The following is an 18,689-nucleotide window of genomic DNA, read 5'->3' on the forward strand; positions in this document are numbered from 1 at the left end:
TAAGAGAGAATAATTATGAGTAATGCTTTCGTACAACAAGAAGCCGTGCAGAAATTATTACGTGAAGGCGCGGGGTTAAATGTTCCTGGCGGCAACGAACGCTTTAAAGCCATTGTCCACCGTTTGCTGGAAAATATCTGCACGCTGATCGATGACTATAACGTTACAGAAGAAGAGTTCTGGCACGCGGTAAACTATTTGCACGAGCTGGGTGGGCGCCAGGAAGCGGCGCTGCTGGCGGCAGGGCTAGGCCTTGAGCATTTCCTCGACCTGCGTCAGGACGCTATCGACGCGGCGGCACATCGTGAAACCGGCACCCCGCGCACCATCGAAGGGCCGCTGTATGTAGCCAATGCGCCGCTGGCCGACAGCCATGCCCGCATGGATGATGGCACCGATGCCGGCGAAGTGATGTGGCTGCACGGCCAGGTTAAAGATAGCCAGGGCCAGCCGATCGCTAATGCCATCGTTGATATCTGGCATGCCAATACTCTGGGTAATTATTCGTTCTTCGATCAGAGTCAGAGCGATTACAACCTGCGTCGTCGTATCCGCACCGGTGCCGATGGCCGTTACAGCGTACGCAGCATCATGCCGTCAGGCTACGGTTGTCCGCCGGATGGACCGACGCAGAAACTGCTGGACCAACTGGGTCGCCACGGCAACCGTCCGGCGCATATTCACTTCTTCGTCTCCGCGCCGGGCCATAAACATCTGACCAGCCAGATCAACCTCAGCGGCGACAAATACCTGTGGGATGATTTTGCCTTTGCCACCCGCGACGGTCTGATTGCCGACCCGGTGAAAGTGAGCGACCGCCAGACGATTGCACAGCGTGAACTGGACGGAGAACACACCGAAGTGCGCTTTGATTTCACCCTCTGTAAAGCGCTGAGCCCCGACGAAGAGCACCGCGGCACCCGTCTGCGCGCCAAAGAGTAATCTGCTTTAGCGGCCCCGGCTACGCTGCTGGCCCGGGCCGCGCTCTGCACCCGATAGTCACCACATTCGCCAAATATCTTTAATCCTGAATCCTGCAGGAGGAGTTAACTCATGCAAAAAACGCTATCAGCGCTTAAAGACAAAATTAACAACGCGTTAATTGTCGACCGTGAAAATCATATTTACCGTTGCCACCGTTCTATATTTACCGACCAGCAGTTATTTGATTTTGAAATGAAACATATCTTCGAAGGTAATTGGGTTTTTCTTGCCCATGAAAGTCAAATTGCCGAACCGGGAGACTATTATACCCTGACACTGGGACGGCAGCCGGTTATTATTACTCGCGATAAAAAGAATGAATTACATGCATTAATTAATAGCTGTGCCCACCGCGGCGCCATGTTATGCCGACGCAAAACCGGGAATAAAAATTCGTTCACCTGTCCGTTCCACGGCTGGACCTTCAGCAATAACGGTAAATTATTAAAAGCCAAAGATGAGAACACCGGTGCCTATCCCGATACTTTCAAACATGAAGGGTCTCACGATTTGCAAAAACTGCCGCGTTTTCAGTCTTACCGCGGCTTCTTATTCGGTAGCCTCAATGCGGACGTGCAGCCGCTGGAGGAGTATCTCGGCGAAACCCGCAAAATCATCGATCTGATCGTCGATCAGGCGCCGGAAGGGCTGGAAGTGCTGAAGGGCTCGTCGAGCTATGTTTACGAAGGCAACTGGAAGCTGGGCGCGGAGAACGGCGCCGATGGTTATCATGTCAGCGTGGTGCACTGGAACTACGCCTCTACCATGTCACGCCGCAACTATGAAGCGGAAGGGACGCATGCGGTTGACGCCAACGGTTGGTCAAAGAGCGTCGGCGGCGGCTACGGTTTTGACAATGGTCACATGTTGCTGTGGACCCGGGCGCTGAACCCGGAAGTGCGCCCGGTCTATGCCCACCGCGAGCGTCTGCAGGCGGAGTTCGGTGAACTGCGCGCCGACCAGATGGTTAACGAAACCCGCAATCTGTGCCTTTATCCCAACGTCTACCTGATGGATCAGTTCTCTACCCAGATCCGCGTGATCCGCCCGATTGCGGTCGATAAAACCGAAGTCACTATCTGGTGTTTTGCGCCGAAAGGGGAATCCGACCAGGCGCGGGCGTTACGCATCCGCCAGTACGAGGATTTCTTTAACGTCAGCGGAATGGGGACGCCGGACGATCTGGAAGAGTTCAGCGCCTGTCAGCGCGGCTATCTTGGCGAAAATCTGCCATGGAGCGACCTCAGCCGCGGCGCGCTACGTTGGGTCGACGGCCCGGATGAACACGCCAGGCACGCGGGCTTTACGCCGCGGCTAAGCGGGGTGAAATCGGAAGATGAAGCGCTGTATATCGCTCATCACCACCACTGGCAAACGGTCATGCTGGCGGCGCTGGAACAGGAACAGCAGCATTACGACCAGTCCATTACCCAGCGCGTGGAGGTGGCCTGATGTTGAATCTCGAACAAGTTCGCCAGTTTCTCTATTACGAAGCCCGTCTGTTAGATGACCGTCAGTGGGATGAGTGGCTGAGCTGTTACAGCCCGCAGGTGGTCTACTGGATGCCGGCATGGGGCGACGATGACCAACTGACGCGCGACCCGCAAAAAGAGATTTCCCTTATCTACTACCCCAACCGGGAAGGACTGGAGGATCGTGTCTACCGCATTAAAACCGAACGTTCCGGCGCCAGCACGCCGGAGCCGCGTACCACGCACATTATCAGCAATGTCGAGCTGATGGGCGAGAGCGATGAGGGGCTTGCGGTGCGCTACAACTGGGTTACGTGGAGCCATCGCTATCAACACACGGATGCCTATTTTGGCTCTACCTGCTGCACGCTAATTGAGCAGGACGGCAGGCCGCAGATCGTTCGTAAAACGGTACGCCTGAATAACGACTATATCCGTCAGGTTATCGACGTGTACCACATTTAAGAGGCGCTTATGACTTTTAATATTGCTCTTAATTTTGAGGACGGCATTACCCGCTTTATTCAATGCCATGCCGGGGAGAAGGTGCTGGATGCGGCCTATCGCCAGAAGGTAAACCTGCCGATGGACTGTTCGGACGGCGTTTGCGGCACCTGCAAATGCCATTGCGCCAGCGGTGAATACGATCTGGGTGAAGAATATCTCGACGAGGCGTTAAGCGATGACGAAGCGCAGGCTCGCCAGGTGCTGACCTGCCAGATGGTCCCGACCAGCGACTGTGTGATCGACGTGCCGGTGGCCGCCGCGCAGTGTAAAACCGCGCTGACGAACACCGGGGCGCAGGTACGACAGGTGAATTTACTGTCCGATACCGCCATCGAACTGGTGGTCGCGCTGGATGAGCCGCTGGCTTTTCTACCGGGGCAGTACATCAACATTCAGGTACCGGGCACGCCTCATGTGCGCGCCTACTCATTCAGCTCGCTACCGGGTTCTCTCGAAGGGCGCTTCCTGATCCGTAACGTGCCTGGCGGCATGATGAGCCAGTGGTTAACCCAGCAGGCGCGGCCCGGAGATCGTCTGACTCTCAGCGGCCCCATGGGCAGCTTCTATTTACGCAGCGGCGAACGCCCGCTGCTCATGCTGGCGGGCGGCACCGGGCTGGCGCCGCTGCTGTCCATGTTACACACCCTGCAGACACAGGGTAGCCCGCGTTCGGTGACATTACTGTACGGGGTGACCCGTGACGACGATCTGGTGAAAACCGACGCGCTGGATGCGTTTAACCAGCAACTGACGGGATATCGCTGGCTGCCGGTGGTGGCGGATGAAAGCAGTTCCTGCCCGCAGCGCGGCTTTGTGACTGAACATCTTGACGATGCCATGCTGAATAACGGCGACGTCGACATCTATCTTTGCGGACCGCCGCCGATGGTGAATGCGGTCGCCACGGCGCTGCGCGAAAGAGGAATTTCCCCGGCAGGGTTCTGGTATGAGAAATTTATCGCCAGCCAGAGCGCGGCGGCATAAGGAGGCATGATGCGTTTTACCGATAAAGTCGTCGCTATTACCGGCGCGGCGCAGGGCATTGGTCGCCAGACCGCGGAACAGGCGGCAACTGAAGGCGCCGCCCTGTTGCTGATTGACCGCTCGCCTTACGTGCACGAACTGGCTGCCGTTTTAGCCCAGGCCGGAAGCCAGGTACTGGCGCTGGAGGCTGACCTGGAGCAGTGGCAGAGTACCGAACAGGCGTTTGCCGCCGGGGTCGCGCATTTCGGCCGGCTCGACGTGCTCATCAACAACGTCGGCGGCACCATCTGGGCGCGACCTTTCGCCGAGTATCAGCCAGAACAAATTGAGAAAGAGATCCGCCGCTCGCTGTTCCCTACCTTGTGGGGCTGCCGCGCGGCGCTCCCCTGGATGCTGAAGCAGGGGAAAGGCAGCATCGTCAATATCTCGTCGGTGGCGACGGCAGGGGTGAACCGGGTGCCATACTCGGCGGCGAAAGGCGGCGTTAACGCGCTGACCCGGTCGATTGCTATGGAGTACAGCGGCAGCGGCATTCGGATTAACGCCGTCGCGCCGGGCGGCACGGAGGCGCCGCCGCGCCTAACGCCGCGCAACGATGAGCAGCCGAGCGAGCAGGAAAAGGCGTGGTATCAGCAGGTTGTCGATCAGACGGTGGAGAGCAGCCTGATGCATCGTTACGGCACGCTGGCGGAACAGGCGAATGCGATCCTGTTTCTCGCCAGCGATGAGGCCAGCTATATCACCGGCGTAACGATACCGGTGGCGGGCGGCGATCTCGGCTAGCGGCGGGTGGCATACCAGCAGAGCAGGGAGCCGAGACACACCATCCCGGCTCCCTGCCAGAAGGACCATGAGAGCGCGGCGCTGAGCAGTACTGCCGCCAGTGCGGAGGAGAGTACCGGCGTGAAGTACGAGGCCGCCGCCAGCAGGCTGACGTTGCCGTGCAGGATGCCAACGTTCCACGCCGCGTAGGCCAGCCCCAGCGCCACGGAGACCGTAATCAGCTTAATGACTACCGGCCAGCTAAACTGCATCGGCGGCTGCGTGCTGGCCAAAAACTTCAGCCACAGGGTCAGCGCCGTTAATAAGACGAAGAGGGTAATGCCATTTTTGCCTTTGGCATACTTCGCGGTCACCGTGCAGTAGGCTGCCCAGATAAATGCGCCGATAAATGCCAGAAAGTAGCTCAGCGGGCTCGAAATGACGTTATTGATAATTTCACTGAGGTTGAGTCCGTGCTCGCCGCCGAGCACCCAGCTCACGCCGAACAGCGCCAGTAGTAAGCCGGGGATCACCAGCCAGCTGCTTTTCTGACCGTTAAAAAGAATGGCGAATAAAATGGTCAGGCTGGGCCACAGGTAATTGACCATCCCCACTTCAATGGCCTGCTGGCGGGTGGCGGCGAAACCCAGCGACAGGGCGAGGCAGATCTCATAGCTGACAAACAGCACGCTGCCGGCCAACAGATAGCGGCGCGGGATTTGGCGCAGGTTGGGAAAGCCGACGGTAAAAATGAGCAGCAGGCCGCTAAGGCTATAAATCATCGCCGCGCCGCCGACAGCGCCTAGCCCTTCGCTGACGCCGCGGATCAAACCGACCATCGTGCTCCATAATATAATGGCGGCGAAGCCGATTGACGTCGCTCTCTTTTTTTCCATGTTTAACCTGATAGTGACTCACACGCAGCCAGAATTTATAACATCTTTTCGCTCCCGGCGGTCGATCTTTTCCGTAGCGCATAACTCTTTGGGGTTAGTCAAACTCGCTAGCGCTGACTCTTTAGGGGGCGAGCGTTGGCGACCTTGATTTGACGCAATAAAAAAAGGGACATTGCTGTTAGTTTCCTCCGCGCGATGAACACACATCCTGCATGGAGGAATCAATGGACGTCAGCCGCAGAAAGTTTTTTAAAATCTGCGCAGGCGGTATGGCCGGAACAACAGCTGCCGCACTGGGCTTCGCCCCAAAAATGGCGCTGGCTCAGGCACGCAATTTCAAATTGCTGCGCGCAAAAGAGATCCGCAACACCTGCACTTACTGCTCCGTGGGCTGCGGGCTATTAATGTATAGCCTGGGCGACGGCGCGAAAAACGCCAAAGAAGCGATTTATCATATCGAAGGGGATCCGGATCATCCGGTAAGCCGCGGCGCGCTGTGCCCGAAAGGTGCCGGTCTGCTGGACTACGTCCACAGCGAAAATCGCCTGCGTTATCCGCAATACCGTGCTCCGGGCTCGGATAAATGGCAGCGCATCTCCTGGGATGAAGCTTTTAACCGCATCGCCAAACTGATGAAAGCCGACCGCGACGCCAACTTTATTGAAAAGAACGAGCAGGGCGTGACGGTTAACCGCTGGCTTTCCACCGGGATGCTGTGCGCCTCGGCGGCGAGTAATGAGACCGGCATGCTGACGCAAAAATTTGTGCGCTCGCTCGGCATGCTGGCGGTAGACAACCAGGCGCGCGTCTGACACGGACCAACGGTAGCAAGTCTTGCTCCAACATTTGGTCGCGGTGCGATGACCAACCACTGGGTTGATATCAAAAACGCTAACGTCGTGATGGTGATGGGCGGCAACGCCGCGGAAGCGCATCCGGTGGGATTCCGCTGGGCGATGGAAGCGAAGAACAATAACGATGCCACGCTTATCGTTGTCGACCCACGCTTTACGCGTACCGCGTCGGTGGCCGATATCTATGCGCCGATTCGTTCCGGTACCGACATTACGTTCCTGTCGGGCGTGCTGCGCTACCTGATCGATAATAATAAGATCAATGCCGAGTACGTAAAGCATTACACCAATGCCAGCCTGCTGGTACGGGATGATTTTACCTTCGAAGATGGCCTGTTCAGCGGCTACGATGCGGAAAAGCGCCAGTATGATAAATCGTCCTGGAACTACCAGTTCGATGAAAATGGCTACGCGAAACGCGATGAAACGCTCTCCCATCCGCGCTGCGTGTGGAATCTGCTCAAGCAGCACGTTTCCCGCTACACCCCGGAAGTGGTCGAAAATATCTGCGGTACGCCGAAAGAAGACTTCCTCAAAGTGTGCGAGGTACTGGCTTCAACCAGCGTCGCGGATCGCACCACCACCTTCCTGTATGCGCTGGGCTGGACGCAGCACACCGTCGGCGCGCAGAACATCCGCACCATGGCGATGATCCAGCTGCTGCTCGGCAATATGGGTATGGCAGGCGGCGGCGTCAACGCGCTGCGCGGACACTCCAATATTCAGGGGCTGACCGATTTGGGCCTGTTGTCGACCAGCCTGCCGGGTTATTTGACGCTGCCGTCCGATAAACAGAGCGATCTGCAAAGTTATCTTCGCGCCAACACGCCGAAAGCGACGCTGGCCGACCAGGTGAACTACTGGAGCAACTACCCGAAATTCTTCGTCAGCCTGATGAAATCGTTCTACGGCGATGCGGCGCAGAAAGAGAACGACTGGGGCTTCAACTGGTTGCCGAAATGGGATCAGGCTTACGACGTTATCAAGTACTTCAATATGATGGATAACGGCAAAGTCACCGGCTATATCTGCCAGGGCTTCAACCCGGTTGCGTCCTTCCCGGACAAAAACAAAGTGGTTCGTAGCCTCAGTAAGCTGAAATATATGGTGGTTATCGACCCGCTGGTGACCGAAACTTCGACCTTCTGGCAGAACCACGGCGAGTCTAATGATGTCGACCCGTCGGCTATTCAGACCGAAGTCTTCCGTCTGCCGTCGACCTGCTTTGCCGAAGAGGATGGCTCGATCGCCAACTCCGGTCGCTGGCTGCAGTGGCACTGGAAAGGCCAGGACGCGCCGGGCGAAGCGCGCAACGATGGCGAAATTCTTGCCGGGATCTATCACCGTCTACGTGAGCTGTACCGTCGCGAAGGCGGTAAGGGCGCGGAACCGCTGCTGAAAATGAGCTGGAGCTATAAGCAGCCAGATCATCCGGAATCGGAAGAAGTAGCAAAAGAGAACAACGGCTATGCGCTGGCGGATCTCTACGATGGTAATGGGGTGCTGCTGGCGAAAAAAGGAGAGTTGCTGAATAGCTTCGCGCTGCTGCGCGATGACGGCAGCACCGCATCGTCCTGCTGGATCTACACCGGCTGCTGGACCGAGCAGGGTAACCAGATGGCGAATCGCGATAACGCCGATCCTTCGGGACTTGGCAATACGCTGGGATGGGCCTGGGCCTGGCCGCTCAATCGCCGCGTGTTGTATAACCGCGCATCAGCTGACATTAACGGCAGGCCGTGGGATGCGAAGCGGATGCTGATCCAGTGGAACGGCAGTAAGTGGGTCGGTAATGATATTCCGGACTTCAATACCGCGCCGCCGGGGAGTAACACCGGGCCGTTTATTATGCAGCAAGAGGGGCTTGGGCGCCTGTTTGCGCTCGATAAACTGGCGGAAGGGCCGTTCCCTGAACACTACGAGCCGATGGAAACGCCGCTTGGAACCAACCCGCTGCACCCGAATGTGGTCTCCAGCCCGGTGGTGCGTTTATACGAAGATGACGCCATTCGCTTAGGTAAGAAGGATAAGTTCCCGTATGTCGGTACTACCTATCGTCTGACCGAACACTTCCATACCTGGACCAAGCACGCGCTGCTCAATGCGATTGCGCAGCCGGAACAGTTTGTCGAAATCAGCGAAGGGCTGGCGAAAAGCAAAGGTATCGCTAATGGTGACTGGGTGAAAGTCAGCAGCAAGCGCGGCTTTATTCGCGCGGTTGCCGTAGTGACCCGTCGACTGCGCACGCTGAACGTCAACGGCCAGCAGGTAGAAACCGTCGGTATCCCGCTGCACTGGGGCTTTGAAGGTGTGGCGCGTAAAGGCTATATCGCCAACACCCTGACGCCTAACGTCGGCGATTCCAACTCGCAGACGCCGGAGTATAAGGCGTTTTTGGTCAACATCGAGAAAGCGTAAGGAGCGATTAAATGGCGATGGAAACACAAGACATTATTAAACGCTCCGCGACTAACCAGATGACTCCCGCGCCACGCGCGCGGGACTATAAGGCGGAAGTCGCCAAGCTTATCGATGTCTCCTCCTGCGTAGGCTGTAAAGCCTGCCAGGTGGCCTGTTCCGAGTGGAATGACATTCGCGATGAAGTGGGGCACTGCGTCGGCGTGTACGACAACCCGGCGGATCTCAGCGCTAAATCCTGGACGGTAATGCGCTTTAGCGAGACCGAACAGAACGGCAAGCTGGAGTGGCTTATCCGCAAGGATGGCTGTATGCACTGCGAAGAGCCAGGCTGCCTGAAAGCCTGCCCGTCCGCCGGGGCGATTATTCAGTACGCCAACGGCATCGTCGATTTCCAGCAGGAAAACTGCATTGGTTGCGGCTACTGCATTGCCGGGTGTCCGTTTAATATTCCACGCCTCAATAAAGAGGATAACCGGGTCTATAAATGCACGCTGTGTGTGGATAGGGTCAGCGTCGGTCAGGAACCGGCCTGCGTGAAAACCTGTCCTACCGGCGCTATCCATTTCGGCACGAAAAAAGAGATGCTGGAAGTGGCGCAGGAGCGGGTGGATAAGCTGAAAAAGCGCGGTTATGCCAATGCCGGGATTTACAACCCGCAGGGCGTTGGCGGCACCCATGTGATGTACGTACTGCATCATGCCGACCAGCCGGAGCTGTATCACAAGTTGCCGAAGGAGCCGCAGATCGACACCAGTATCAATCTATGGAAGGGGGCGCTGAAACCGCTGTCGGCAGCGGGCTTTATCGCTACCTTTGCTGGGCTGATTTATCACTACATTGGTATCGGGCCGAACAAGGAAGTTGACGATGACGAGGAGGAACACGATGAGTAAATCGAAAATGATAGTGCGCACCAAATTCATCGACCGCGCCTGTCACTGGACGGTGGTTATCTGTTTCTTCCTGGTGGCGCTGTCGGGGATTTCGTTTTTCTTCCCGACGCTACAATGGTTGACGGAAACCTTCGGCACCCCGCAGATGGGGCGTATCCTGCATCCGTTTTTCGGCGTGCTGATTTTTGTCGCGCTGATGTTTATGTTTGTGCGTTTTGTCCACCACAATATCCCTGATAAACAGGATATCCCCTGGCTGAAAGGCATCGTGGAGGTTCTGAAAGGCAACGAACATAAGGTTGCGCGCGTCGGGAAATATAACGCCGGGCAGAAGATGATGTTCTGGACCATTATGAGCATGATTTTTGTGCTGCTGGTGACCGGGGTGATTATCTGGCGCCCATATTTTGCGGAATATTTTCCGATTCCGATTATCCGTTACAGCCTGCTGATACACGCCACTTCGGCGATTATCCTGATCCACGCGATCCTCATCCATATGTATATGGCATTCTGGGTCAAAGGGTCGATTAAAGGCATGATCGAAGGCAAGGTGAGCCGCCGTTGGGCGAAGAAACATCACCCGCGTTGGTATCGCGATGTCGAACGTCTGGAAGCGCAAAAAGAGAGCCGTGAGGGAATGAAGTAAGCCTTTACGGGGGAAACCCGCTCCGAAGATATTGGGGCGGGCTCCCGGCATTCAGCAGTTAGTGATAAGTGTATCGATTGAATCAATGACCCCCTGACGTGCACAACTCAGATTACAGACGAAATCCTGTGGCTGGATTCGTTTATTATTTAAATTACTGATCATCGGCGTACAAAGTAAAAAGCTGTCAAACTCTATATTTATCCTTGGGGCGACATGCTGATGCCAACGAGGTAACTGTCGCGCCCGCATTAAAGGAATAATGACTCTAGTGGCCAGGTCAGCATAGTAATCATTCTGCACTATCATATAATACGGCAGGGTGTTATTTGTTTATGCAGAACAATTTCGATAGACATTGAATTGTTCAAGCATCATAGCACCCTGAAAAATTCATCATCTGTGAGAGTACCTGCTTTTGCAATAAATTCATTCATTGCGGCAATGAATTCCTTATGCTGTTGCTGTTTATCGGCTTCTCGTAAATCCTTTCCTGCCTGCGCTGACTCCTTCTGGGCTGGCACATCAATACATCTTTTACGTAGCGTATTACTTTTCATCGTAGGCTCCTTACTGGTGGTTCAGTGATTATTCTCTTTACTCACATAAAAATAAACCTCAGCAGTAAGTTTAATATTTATTTTGCGAGCCGGATTCCAGCGCAACGCAACAGATGAAATATTAACGTTTGTTGTAATAACCCTTTGCGCAGGGGGAATACTGCGCAAAGGTGATAAAACCATTCCATTAAAATTTCTCAGGAATAAACCGGAAAGGAAAATGAGTCGGTTTCACTTTGCCAATTTTACGTTTCGGTAGGGTAATGTGTTCCATTGGTAGCGACTCGTAGGGGATCTGCGAAAGCAGGTGGGTAATAATATTCAGGCGCACGCGTTTTTTATCTTCCGAGCGGGCGACAAACCACGGCGCCCAGGCGGTATCGGTGGCGGCAAACATCGCATCGCGCGCTGCGGTGTAATCATCCCAGCGGTTGAAAGATTTAATATCCATCGGCGATAGTTTCCAGATTTTGCGTCCGTCATCAATACGGTCGCGCAGGCGCCGTTCTTGTTCCTGCGGCGTCACCTCCAGCCAGTATTTCAGTAAAATAATGCCGGAATCGACCATCCCACGCTCCACCATTGGCGCGCCGTCGAGGAATTTTTGCACCTCCTCCTCGGTACAAAATCCCATCACCCGTTCAACGCCGGCCCGGTTGTACCAGCTGCGATCGAAAATCACTATCTCCCCGGCGGCGGGAAGATGTTTGATATAACGCTGAAAATAGAGCTGGCTGCGTTCGCGCTCGGTTGGGGCGGGCAGGGCGACAACACGGAAAACCCGCGGGCTGACGCGTTCGGTTATCGCTTTGATGGTGCCGCCTTTGCCGGCGCCATCGCGTCCCTCGAAGACGATGCATACCTTAAGCCCTTTATGCACGACCCACCGCTGTAGCTTGACCAACTCAACGTGCAGTTTACGCAATGCCTGCTGATATTCTTTCTCGCTTAACGGCTCCGTTTTGGCGGGTATGACGGGCGCAACGGCTTTCTTCTTGTTTCCCATGGCTGTCCTCATGCGTGGTGGCCTGAAAGGCAGGTCGCTGTTTAAAGTGTAATCAGAGCCAGACAAAGCGGCGGAAAACTTCTCATCTGCCTGAGAGAAAAGATAAGCATTAAGCGCGCCATCTCACTGCTGCTTAATCAGGAATCGGGTAGGATAGGCTGGTTAATTAACTGAAATCATTCAGGGAGAGAGTATGTCGAATAAACTTCTGCAAGTGCACTTTGCTTTTAGCGGCCCGTTTGGCGATGAAATGTCGACGCAATTAGCCGAACTCGCGCAATCTATTAACCACGAGCCCGGTTTTATCTGGAAGATCTGGACGGAGAATAGCGTTACGCAGGAAGCCGGTGGCATATATCTGTTTGAAGATGAACAAAGCGCGCAGGCTTATGCGAAAAAACACGCCGCCCGCCTGCGGCAATTTGGCGTGCAGGAGATGTTCTACAAAATTTTCGACGTCAATTTAGCGCTAAGCCAGATTAACCACGGGCCGCTCAATTAAAATGAGACCGTGGTTACATATAGCGTTCAAACTGCCAGGCCGCCACGGCTTCGAGGATAAACAGCCCGGATACCACGATTCCCGCCACGCGATGGCGGGAATAGAAAAGTATTCCCGCGACCACGGCTAACACCGGTAACGTAATGGGCCAGCAGGCGACAATAGTAATCCAGGCGATGATCAGATAATCCTTCATCATGGCGAATACTCCGTGGTCAATGTTTACCGGCGCGAACGCTGCGCCGGTATAAATCAGAATTCAACGACGCCGCCTTGTTCAATACGGTCAATATCATTGGTGACAGGATTCACCTTTTCGTTGTAATAGGTGTAGGCATTAACGTCGGGAGTCATCGTTAATTTTGGTTGTTCCGTTTTCGATTCAGGCGATTCTGTCTGTGGATTAGCGGCAAGGTCTGCCGGTTCCGGCGGCGTATAGTGTAACTGGTCGGCGAGACTGCCCGCCGCGAAGGCGCTAGCGTTAATAGAAAGCGCGCTGATGGCGATAATAATTAATTTTTTTAAAGTCATAAATTTCATCCATGAGACGAAACCCGCCACGGCGGCAGGTAAAAAGAGCAAGGTTTAAGATAATACGTAAAAGAAGTTAATGTTTCAAAGCGTAATCGCCCTCTGCTAGTATAAAGTTGCTACTCCTCGGTAATTCTTTATGGTAGCTACTTGTATTACCGAGCATTCCCCATGTCCTTGTCTTTAATTTCACATTAATGCAGCAAAATTTTCACTAGTTTTGATCATCTCCGCACTTTTGCACCAGCCCGGTGCGCAAGGTTGCTAAAGTCGTTCTATGTTTAGCTCACTGTCGGTATGGACACCAGCGTTCCCGGCAGGCCACGTGACGGCAACAGACCTCCTGACCTGTAAAGACTGGCGCATTGCCGGGTGGTACCGATTGCGGTCACGCTACGCGACTATTAGTAATCGATCTGGCGATACCTCTCTTCCTGGCGGGTTTTTTGCTTTATCTACCGAAGCCGCTACGGCTTATTCCAGCATTGGCACGTTACGCTGTAAGTGGTTTTTACTGCGCCAGTTTATGGCGTCTGTTCGATATCGCTGAGGACTATCCGAATGTCTTTAAAACTTAAAAAGTTGACTCTGCATTTTGCAATAGCAGGTTGTTTGAGCGCGGCATTTTACGCACAGGCGGATGTGAAGATTGGCGTGGCCGGCCCCTTTACCGGGCCGAATGCGACCTATGGCGCCCAATACTGGAAAGGGGCATCGCAGGCGGCGGCTGATATTAATGCCGCTGGGGGAATTAAAGGCGAAAAAATTGTGCTGGTGCAGGGCGATGATGCCTGTGAACCCAAGCAGGCGGTGGCGGTGGCTAACCGCCTGGTTGACGACTCCGGCGTCTCGGCGGTGGTAGGCCACTTCTGCTCTTCCTCGACAATGCCCGCCTCCGAGGTCTATGACGAAGCCGGGATCCTGACCATCACGCCGGGTTCCACCAATCCGCAAATCACCGAACGCGGAATGAAAGATATGTTCCGCATGTGCGGGCGCGATGACCAGCAAGGGGTGATTGCCGCCAACTACATGCTGGATGTGCTGAAGGCGAAGAAGATCGCCGTCATTCACGATAAAGACACCTACGGTCAGGGATTAGCCGACGCGACGCGCGCGGCGCTGGCTAAACGCGGGACGAAAGAGGTGTTGTATGAAGGCCTATCCCGCGGGGAAAAAGACTTTAATGCCCTGGTAACCAAAATCGGCGCCCTGAAACCGGATGTGGTTTATTTTGGCGGCTGCCATCCGGAAGCCGGCCCGCTGGTGCGCCAGATGCGCGAGCAGGGCGTCCAGGCTAAGTTCTTCTCCGGCGACTGCGTGGTGACCGAAGAGTTGGTTACCGCCGCGGGCGGGCCGCAGTTTACCAATGGCGTGTTAATGACCTTCGGTAAAGATCCGCGCACCATTCCTGAAGGTAAAGCGGTGATCGACAAATTCCGCGCCAGCGGTTTTGAACCGGAGGGCTATACCCTTTACGCCTATGCTTCAATCCAGGCTATCGCCGCGGCCTATAACGCTGCCGGTACCGATAATGCCAAAGCCAGCGAATGGTTGAAAAACCACAGCGTCGATACCGTGATGGGTAAAAAAGCCTGGGACGGCAAAGGCGACCTGAAAGTATCGGATTACGTGGTTTATCAATGGGATGATAAAGGCAAATATCATCAGCTGTAACCCAGGATTGTAGTGCGCATAACGCCCTCATCAGAGGGGCGTCGTACTACCGTAAGCAGCAGACGTTAAGGCCTCTGCGTCTGCTGCACCTTGACTGGCAGGATGGTTCCTATGGCGGCATTCTTTCTGCAACAACTGATCAATGGCTTAACGCTTGGCGCGGTATATGGGCTTATCGCCATTGGCTACACCATGGTTTATGGCATCATCGGTATGATTAACTTCGCCCACGGCGAGGTATATATGGTCTCAGCCTACCTGTGCGCTATCGGGCTGGCGCTGCTGGCCTACTTCGGTATTCACTCTTTCCCGCTGCTTATTTTCGGCACGCTGGTGTTTACGATTATCGTCACCGGGGTGTACGGCTGGGCCATCGAACGCATTGCTTATCGGCCGCTACGGAATTCAACGCGTCTGGCGCCGCTGATTTCGGCAATCGGCATGTCGCTGATTTTACAAAACTACGTGCAACTGAGTCAGGGCCCTAATCAACAGGGGATCCCGACGTTGATGCACGGCGTATTGCGGATTACGGTAGGTGATGGCGTGGTGCAAATCACCTGGACCAAAATCTTCATCCTGCTCGCCGCTTTCGTCGGCATGGTGGTGCTGAGCTGGATAATCAACCATACGCAGCTTGGGCGGGTATGCCGAGCGACCCAGCAGGACCGGCGGATGGCGGCCATTCTCGGCATTAACACCGATCGGGTGATCTCGCTGGTATTTATGATTGGCGCGGCCATGGCGGGACTCGCCGGGGTACTGGTGACCATGAATTACGGCACGTTTGATTTTTATATCGGTTTTATTATCGGCATTAAGGCCTTCACCGCCGCGGTACTGGGCGGGATCGGTTCGCTGCCGGGGGCGATGCTTGGCGGCCTGCTGCTGGGCGTCGCCGAGGCGCAGTTCGCCGGGTTAGTAAACTCGGATTATAAGGATGTCTTCTCGTTCGCATTGCTGGTGGCGATTCTGATTTTCCGTCCGCAAGGGCTGTTAGGCCGTCCTGTTGTGGCCAAGGTCTAAGGGGGGCATATGACCGATATTTCCCGTTTAGACGGCATCGACGTCAAGCGCAGCCTTATCGATAGCGTGCTGGCCGGTTTATGCGCGCTGATAGTCTTTGGCCCGATCGTGGGGATCGTGCTGAAGGGGTACAGTTTTACGCTTTCCCCACAGCGTGTCATCGTGCTGGTAGCGGTGGTAATGGTGGGGCGTCTGCTGCTCAGCCTGCTTTTGCAAACCCGCAGGGGAAAGCGGTTTGTCGGACGTTTTGAAGGCAACGACCAGGGGGTATTCGTCCGCCCCCCTGGCTATCGTAGTCGGCTGCGTTTTGTCCTGCCGCTGCTGGCGATCGTGGCTATCGCTTTCCCGTTAATGGCCAGTAAGTATCTGCTCACCGTGGCGATCCTCGGGCTTATCTACGTCCTGCTGGGGCTGGGATTAAACATCGTGGTGGGTCTCGCGGGGTTACTTGATTTGGGGTACGTCGCCTTTTACGCCATTGGCGCCTACGGTCTGGCGCTCGGCTATCAATACCTTGGCCTGGGGTTCTGGGCAATGCTGCCGCTGGGGGCGGTGATGGCGGCGCTGGCGGGGGCGTTATTGGGTTTTCCGGTTTTACGAATGCATGGCGACTACCTGGCTATTGTGACGCTGGGATTCGGCGAAATCATCCGTCTGGTGCTCAACAACTGGGTAAGTTTCACCGGCGGCCCCAACGGCGTTTCGGTGCCGTCGCCAACGCTCTTCGGCCTCGAGTTTGCCCGGCGAGCCAAAGAGGGCGGTACCCCGATTCATGAATTTCTGCATATTGCCTACAACCCCAACCTTAAATTTATTTTTATCTATGCCGTGTTGTTTATCGTGGTACTGATGGTGCTGCTGATAAAGCACCGCCTGACCCGAATGCCGATTGGACGTGCCTGGGAGGCGCTGCGGGAAGATGAAATCGCCTGCCGGGCGATGGGGCTGAATCACGTGCTGGTTAAGCTGTCCGCGTTTATGCTCGGCGCCTCGACGGCCGGCATCGCCGGTGTCTTTTTCGCCACTTATCAGGGCTTCGTGAACCCGACGTCGTTTACCTTTTTCGAGTCGGCGCTGATTCTCGCTATCGTGGTATTAGGCGGCATGGGCTCGACATTAGGTGTTGTGCTGGCGGCTTTCGTGCTGACTGTCACGCCGGAGCTGCTGCGCGGCTTTGACGAATACCGGGTTCTACTCTTTGGCGTGTTGATGGTTCTGATGATGATCTGGCGCCCGCGCGGGCTGGTGCGCACCGGGCGTACCGGGGTGGAAATCCGCAAAGGAGTCGCGCCATGAGCGATGCAATATTGCAGGTCGAGCATCTGATGATGCATTTTGGCGGGATTAAAGCGCTGAATGATGTCAACCTTGAGGTTGAACGCGGATCGATTACCGCCCTGATTGGCCCGAACGGCGCGGGGAAGACCACGGTGTTCAATTGCCTGACCGGGTTTTACCGCGCCAGCGGCGGCGCCATTCGGCTTAATGCCCGGCAACGAATGACCGATGTGATTCAGGTTCTCGGGCAGAAACTGCATGCCGATGATTTTTTCCATCCCGCGCGCCTGGGACGGCGGATGTACTACAAAATGTTCGGCGGCGCGCATCTGGTCAACCGCGCCGGGCTGGCGCGAACCTTCCAGAATATCCGCCTGTTTCGCGAAATGACGGTGATTGAAAATCTGATGGTGGCCCAGCATATGCAGGTTAACCGCCATCTGATCGCCGGGATCCTGAATACCCGAGGCTATCGGCAGGCGGAGAACCGCGCATTAGAGCGGGCCTTTTACTGGCTGGAAGTGGTGGAGATGGTTGACTGCGCCAATCGACTGGCGGGAACGCTCTCTTATGGCCAGCAGCGGCGGCTGGAGATCGCCCGCGCGATGTGTACCGGGCCGGAAATACTGTGTCTTGACGAACCCGCAGCCGGACTCAATCCGGCGGAAACGCGTGCCCTGAGCCGGATTATTCGTTTTCTGCGAGAACATCATGGCGTCACCATACTGCTGATCGAACATGATATGAGCATGGTGATGGAAATCTCCGATCGCGTGATTGTGCTCGACCACGGCGATGTTATTGCTCATGGCACCCCGGCTGAGATCCAGGCCAACCTGAGCGTGATCGCCGCATACCTTGGTACCGATGAACAGGAGATTGCCTGATGAGCCAACCGTTGCTGGAATTTCGCGAGGTTAATGTTTTTTACGGGCAAATTCAGGCGCTGAAGTCGGTATCGCTAACGGTCAATGAAGGCGAAACGGTGGCGTTAATCGGCGCTAACGGCGCCGGAAAATCCACGCTGCTGATGTCCATTTTCGGCCAGCCGCGGATTACCGATGGCAGTATTATCTATCGCGGACATGATATTAGCCGCCAGTCGACGCACTATATCGCCACCAACGGTATTGCCCAGGCGCCGGAGGGACGGCGCATTTTTGCCGATATGACGGTGGAAGAGAACCTGCTGATGGGCACTATTCCCATTGGTAATCGTTATCAGAATGAAGATAAAGCGCGGATGTATCAGCTGTTTCCACGGCTGGAAGAGCGTCGCGCGCAGCGGGCGATGACGCTCTCCGGCGGCGAGCAGCAAATGCTGGCGATCGCCCGCGCGCTGATGAGTCGGCCAAAGCTATTACTATTAGATGAACCGAGCCTGGGTCTGGCGCCGCTGGTGGTGAAGCAAATTTTCAGCATCTTGCGCGAGTTGACCGCCCAGGGGATGACGCTGCTACTGGTGGAGCAAAATGCGTACCACGCGCTAAAACTGGCTAACCGCGCGTATGTGCTGGTCAACGGCGAAATACGTCTGAGCGGTAGCGGCGCAGAGTTGCTGGATAACCCGGAAGTCAGAAATGCTTACCTGGGGATGGGTTAAGTTTTCGTCAGTCGTAGGGGGAGAAAACAGGGTGTGAAATCGGTTACACTAACGTCGTGAATGCACATTAAAGTGACCGACTAG

General features: G+C 55.2%; 20 protein-coding genes. 14 read left to right on the forward strand and 6 right to left on the reverse strand.

From position 1 onward, the window contains the following. Nucleotides 1-15: 15 nt before the first annotated feature. From catA to ACSEMK_RS02885, 5 genes are all read left to right on the forward strand, one after another. Nucleotides 16-942, forward strand: coding sequence for a catechol 1,2-dioxygenase (catA, locus tag ACSEMK_RS02865; protein WP_087859571.1), 927 nt, complete (start codon nucleotides 16-18; stop codon nucleotides 940-942). Nucleotides 943-1,053: 111 nt separating this feature from the next. Further along, on the forward strand, nucleotides 1,054-2,436 hold the full coding sequence (locus ACSEMK_RS02870; RefSeq protein ID WP_430915096.1) for a Rieske 2Fe-2S domain-containing protein: 1,383 nt from the start codon (nucleotides 1,054-1,056) through the stop codon (nucleotides 2,434-2,436). Beyond that, the gene (gene benB, locus ACSEMK_RS02875) at nucleotides 2,436-2,921 is read left to right on the forward strand and encodes a benzoate 1,2-dioxygenase small subunit (RefSeq protein ID WP_015366457.1); all 486 of its coding nucleotides are present in this window, start codon (nucleotides 2,436-2,438) and stop codon (nucleotides 2,919-2,921) included. The genes ACSEMK_RS02870 and benB overlap by 1 nt, the downstream gene beginning before the upstream one ends. Before the next feature lie 9 nt (nucleotides 2,922-2,930). After that, nucleotides 2,931-3,947 (forward strand): benzoate 1,2-dioxygenase electron transfer component BenC, encoded by a 1,017-nt coding sequence (gene benC, locus ACSEMK_RS02880; RefSeq protein ID WP_430915097.1) that lies wholly within the window; start codon nucleotides 2,931-2,933, stop codon nucleotides 3,945-3,947. A gap of 9 nt (nucleotides 3,948-3,956) precedes the next feature. After that, nucleotides 3,957-4,730, forward strand: a complete 774-nt coding sequence (locus ACSEMK_RS02885) for a 1,6-dihydroxycyclohexa-2,4-diene-1-carboxylate dehydrogenase (protein ID WP_271032596.1) — start codon at nucleotides 3,957-3,959, stop codon at nucleotides 4,728-4,730. Here the strand turns inward: ACSEMK_RS02885 and yddG are convergent. Beyond that, on the reverse strand, nucleotides 4,727-5,605 hold the full coding sequence (gene yddG, locus ACSEMK_RS02890; protein WP_113373304.1) for an aromatic amino acid DMT transporter YddG: 879 nt from the start codon (nucleotides 5,603-5,605) through the stop codon (nucleotides 4,727-4,729). The two genes, ACSEMK_RS02885 and yddG, sit on opposite strands and share 4 nt — an antisense overlap. A gap of 224 nt (nucleotides 5,606-5,829) precedes the next feature. On the opposite strand from yddG, the gene fdnG reads away from it, so the two are divergent. From fdnG to fdnI, 3 genes are read left to right on the forward strand one after another with little or no spacing between them, the layout of a single operon-like run. Next, a complete protein-coding gene (gene fdnG, locus ACSEMK_RS02895) occupies nucleotides 5,830-8,877 on the forward strand; it encodes a formate dehydrogenase-N subunit alpha (protein ID WP_430915098.1) in 3,048 nt (1,015 codons plus the stop codon). 11 nt (nucleotides 8,878-8,888) lie between these two features. Beyond that, complete coding sequence (gene fdxH, locus ACSEMK_RS02900; RefSeq protein ID WP_395226283.1) at nucleotides 8,889-9,773, forward strand: formate dehydrogenase subunit beta; 885 nt, start codon at nucleotides 8,889-8,891, stop codon at nucleotides 9,771-9,773. After that, nucleotides 9,766-10,422, forward strand: a complete 657-nt coding sequence (gene fdnI, locus ACSEMK_RS02905) for a formate dehydrogenase-N subunit gamma (protein ID WP_430915099.1) — start codon at nucleotides 9,766-9,768, stop codon at nucleotides 10,420-10,422. Before fdxH ends, fdnI begins: the two co-directional genes overlap by 8 nt. A gap of 51 nt (nucleotides 10,423-10,473) precedes the next feature. Here the strand turns inward: fdnI and ACSEMK_RS02910 are convergent, their stop codons facing one another. The 3 genes from ACSEMK_RS02910 to ppk2 form a co-directional block, all read right to left on the reverse strand. Further along, the gene (locus tag ACSEMK_RS02910) at nucleotides 10,474-10,743 is read right to left on the reverse strand and encodes a CcdB family protein (RefSeq protein ID WP_430915218.1); all 270 of its coding nucleotides are present in this window, start codon (nucleotides 10,741-10,743) and stop codon (nucleotides 10,474-10,476) included. 53 nt (nucleotides 10,744-10,796) lie between these two features. Next, nucleotides 10,797-10,982 carry a hypothetical protein gene (locus ACSEMK_RS02915; protein ID WP_113373308.1) on the reverse strand — a complete coding sequence of 62 codons (186 nt, stop codon included), beginning with the start codon at nucleotides 10,980-10,982 and terminating at the stop codon, nucleotides 10,797-10,799. Between the two features lie 187 nt (nucleotides 10,983-11,169). Then, entirely contained in the window at nucleotides 11,170-11,988 is an 819-nt protein-coding gene (ppk2, locus tag ACSEMK_RS02920; RefSeq protein ID WP_430915100.1) for a polyphosphate kinase 2, read from the reverse strand. A gap of 193 nt (nucleotides 11,989-12,181) precedes the next feature. Between ppk2 and ACSEMK_RS02925 the strand changes: the two genes are divergently transcribed. Next, the gene (locus ACSEMK_RS02925) at nucleotides 12,182-12,490 is read left to right on the forward strand and encodes a monooxygenase (protein ID WP_308958442.1); all 309 of its coding nucleotides are present in this window, start codon (nucleotides 12,182-12,184) and stop codon (nucleotides 12,488-12,490) included. A gap of 13 nt (nucleotides 12,491-12,503) precedes the next feature. On the opposite strand, the gene ACSEMK_RS02930 is transcribed toward ACSEMK_RS02925, so the two are convergent. Both ACSEMK_RS02930 and ACSEMK_RS02935 read right to left on the reverse strand, forming a co-directional pair. Beyond that, complete coding sequence (locus ACSEMK_RS02930) at nucleotides 12,504-12,689, reverse strand: hypothetical protein (RefSeq protein ID WP_045382390.1); 186 nt, start codon at nucleotides 12,687-12,689, stop codon at nucleotides 12,504-12,506. A gap of 53 nt (nucleotides 12,690-12,742) precedes the next feature. Beyond that, nucleotides 12,743-13,021, reverse strand: coding sequence for a hypothetical protein (locus tag ACSEMK_RS02935; protein WP_087859583.1), 279 nt, complete (start codon nucleotides 13,019-13,021; stop codon nucleotides 12,743-12,745). Nucleotides 13,022-13,582: 561 nt separating this feature from the next. Here ACSEMK_RS02935 and ACSEMK_RS02940 point away from each other — a divergent pair. From ACSEMK_RS02940 to ACSEMK_RS02960, 5 genes are all read left to right on the forward strand, one after another. After that, complete coding sequence (locus ACSEMK_RS02940) at nucleotides 13,583-14,698, forward strand: branched-chain amino acid ABC transporter substrate-binding protein (protein ID WP_015366474.1); 1,116 nt, start codon at nucleotides 13,583-13,585, stop codon at nucleotides 14,696-14,698. A 111-nt stretch (nucleotides 14,699-14,809) separates the two neighbouring features. Then, nucleotides 14,810-15,724: an ABC transporter permease subunit gene (locus tag ACSEMK_RS02945; protein WP_032711708.1), complete on the forward strand. Its 915-nt coding sequence runs from the start codon at nucleotides 14,810-14,812 to the stop codon at nucleotides 15,722-15,724. A 9-nt stretch (nucleotides 15,725-15,733) separates the two neighbouring features. Then, on the forward strand, nucleotides 15,734-17,020 hold the full coding sequence (gene livM, locus ACSEMK_RS02950) for a high-affinity branched-chain amino acid ABC transporter permease LivM (protein ID WP_411324950.1): 1,287 nt from the start codon (nucleotides 15,734-15,736) through the stop codon (nucleotides 17,018-17,020). Continuing rightward, nucleotides 17,017-17,889 (forward strand): ABC transporter ATP-binding protein, encoded by an 873-nt coding sequence (locus ACSEMK_RS02955; protein ID WP_063447145.1) that lies wholly within the window; start codon nucleotides 17,017-17,019, stop codon nucleotides 17,887-17,889. The genes livM and ACSEMK_RS02955 overlap by 4 nt, the downstream gene beginning before the upstream one ends. Then, nucleotides 17,889-18,605, forward strand: a complete 717-nt coding sequence (locus tag ACSEMK_RS02960; protein ID WP_087859587.1) for an ABC transporter ATP-binding protein — start codon at nucleotides 17,889-17,891, stop codon at nucleotides 18,603-18,605. The genes ACSEMK_RS02955 and ACSEMK_RS02960 overlap by 1 nt, the downstream gene beginning before the upstream one ends. Nucleotides 18,606-18,689: the final 84 nt, after the last annotated feature.

Origin of the sequence: Klebsiella sp. K-3 (assembly GCF_051207495.1) — a bacterium.
GTDB classification, from domain to species: Bacteria; Pseudomonadota; Gammaproteobacteria; order Enterobacterales; family Enterobacteriaceae; genus Klebsiella; species Klebsiella aerogenes.

Excerpts from the sequence above, each read along its gene's own strand:
- catA (WP_087859571.1), top strand. The coding sequence starts at position 16 with ATGAGTAATGCTTTCGTACAACAAGAAGCCGTGCAGAAATTATTACGT.
- ACSEMK_RS02870 (WP_430915096.1), top strand. The coding sequence starts at position 1,054 with ATGCAAAAAACGCTATCAGCGCTTAAAGACAAAATTAACAACGCGTTA.
- benB (WP_015366457.1), top strand. The coding sequence starts at position 2,436 with ATGTTGAATCTCGAACAAGTTCGCCAGTTTCTCTATTACGAAGCCCGT.
- benC (WP_430915097.1), top strand. The coding sequence starts at position 2,931 with ATGACTTTTAATATTGCTCTTAATTTTGAGGACGGCATTACCCGCTTT.
- ACSEMK_RS02885 (WP_271032596.1), top strand. The coding sequence starts at position 3,957 with ATGCGTTTTACCGATAAAGTCGTCGCTATTACCGGCGCGGCGCAGGGC.
- yddG (WP_113373304.1), bottom strand. The coding sequence starts at position 5,605 with ATGGAAAAAAAGAGAGCGACGTCAATCGGCTTCGCCGCCATTATATTA.
- fdxH (WP_395226283.1), top strand. The coding sequence starts at position 8,889 with ATGGCGATGGAAACACAAGACATTATTAAACGCTCCGCGACTAACCAG.
- fdnI (WP_430915099.1), top strand. The coding sequence starts at position 9,766 with ATGAGTAAATCGAAAATGATAGTGCGCACCAAATTCATCGACCGCGCC.
- ACSEMK_RS02915 (WP_113373308.1), bottom strand. The coding sequence starts at position 10,982 with ATGAAAAGTAATACGCTACGTAAAAGATGTATTGATGTGCCAGCCCAG.
- ppk2 (WP_430915100.1), bottom strand. The coding sequence starts at position 11,988 with ATGGGAAACAAGAAGAAAGCCGTTGCGCCCGTCATACCCGCCAAAACG.
- ACSEMK_RS02925 (WP_308958442.1), top strand. The coding sequence starts at position 12,182 with ATGTCGAATAAACTTCTGCAAGTGCACTTTGCTTTTAGCGGCCCGTTT.
- ACSEMK_RS02930 (WP_045382390.1), bottom strand. The coding sequence starts at position 12,689 with ATGATGAAGGATTATCTGATCATCGCCTGGATTACTATTGTCGCCTGC.
- ACSEMK_RS02935 (WP_087859583.1), bottom strand. The coding sequence starts at position 13,021 with ATGACTTTAAAAAAATTAATTATTATCGCCATCAGCGCGCTTTCTATT.
- ACSEMK_RS02940 (WP_015366474.1), top strand. The coding sequence starts at position 13,583 with ATGTCTTTAAAACTTAAAAAGTTGACTCTGCATTTTGCAATAGCAGGT.
- ACSEMK_RS02945 (WP_032711708.1), top strand. The coding sequence starts at position 14,810 with ATGGCGGCATTCTTTCTGCAACAACTGATCAATGGCTTAACGCTTGGC.
- livM (WP_411324950.1), top strand. The coding sequence starts at position 15,734 with ATGACCGATATTTCCCGTTTAGACGGCATCGACGTCAAGCGCAGCCTT.
- ACSEMK_RS02955 (WP_063447145.1), top strand. The coding sequence starts at position 17,017 with ATGAGCGATGCAATATTGCAGGTCGAGCATCTGATGATGCATTTTGGC.
- ACSEMK_RS02960 (WP_087859587.1), top strand. The coding sequence starts at position 17,889 with ATGAGCCAACCGTTGCTGGAATTTCGCGAGGTTAATGTTTTTTACGGG.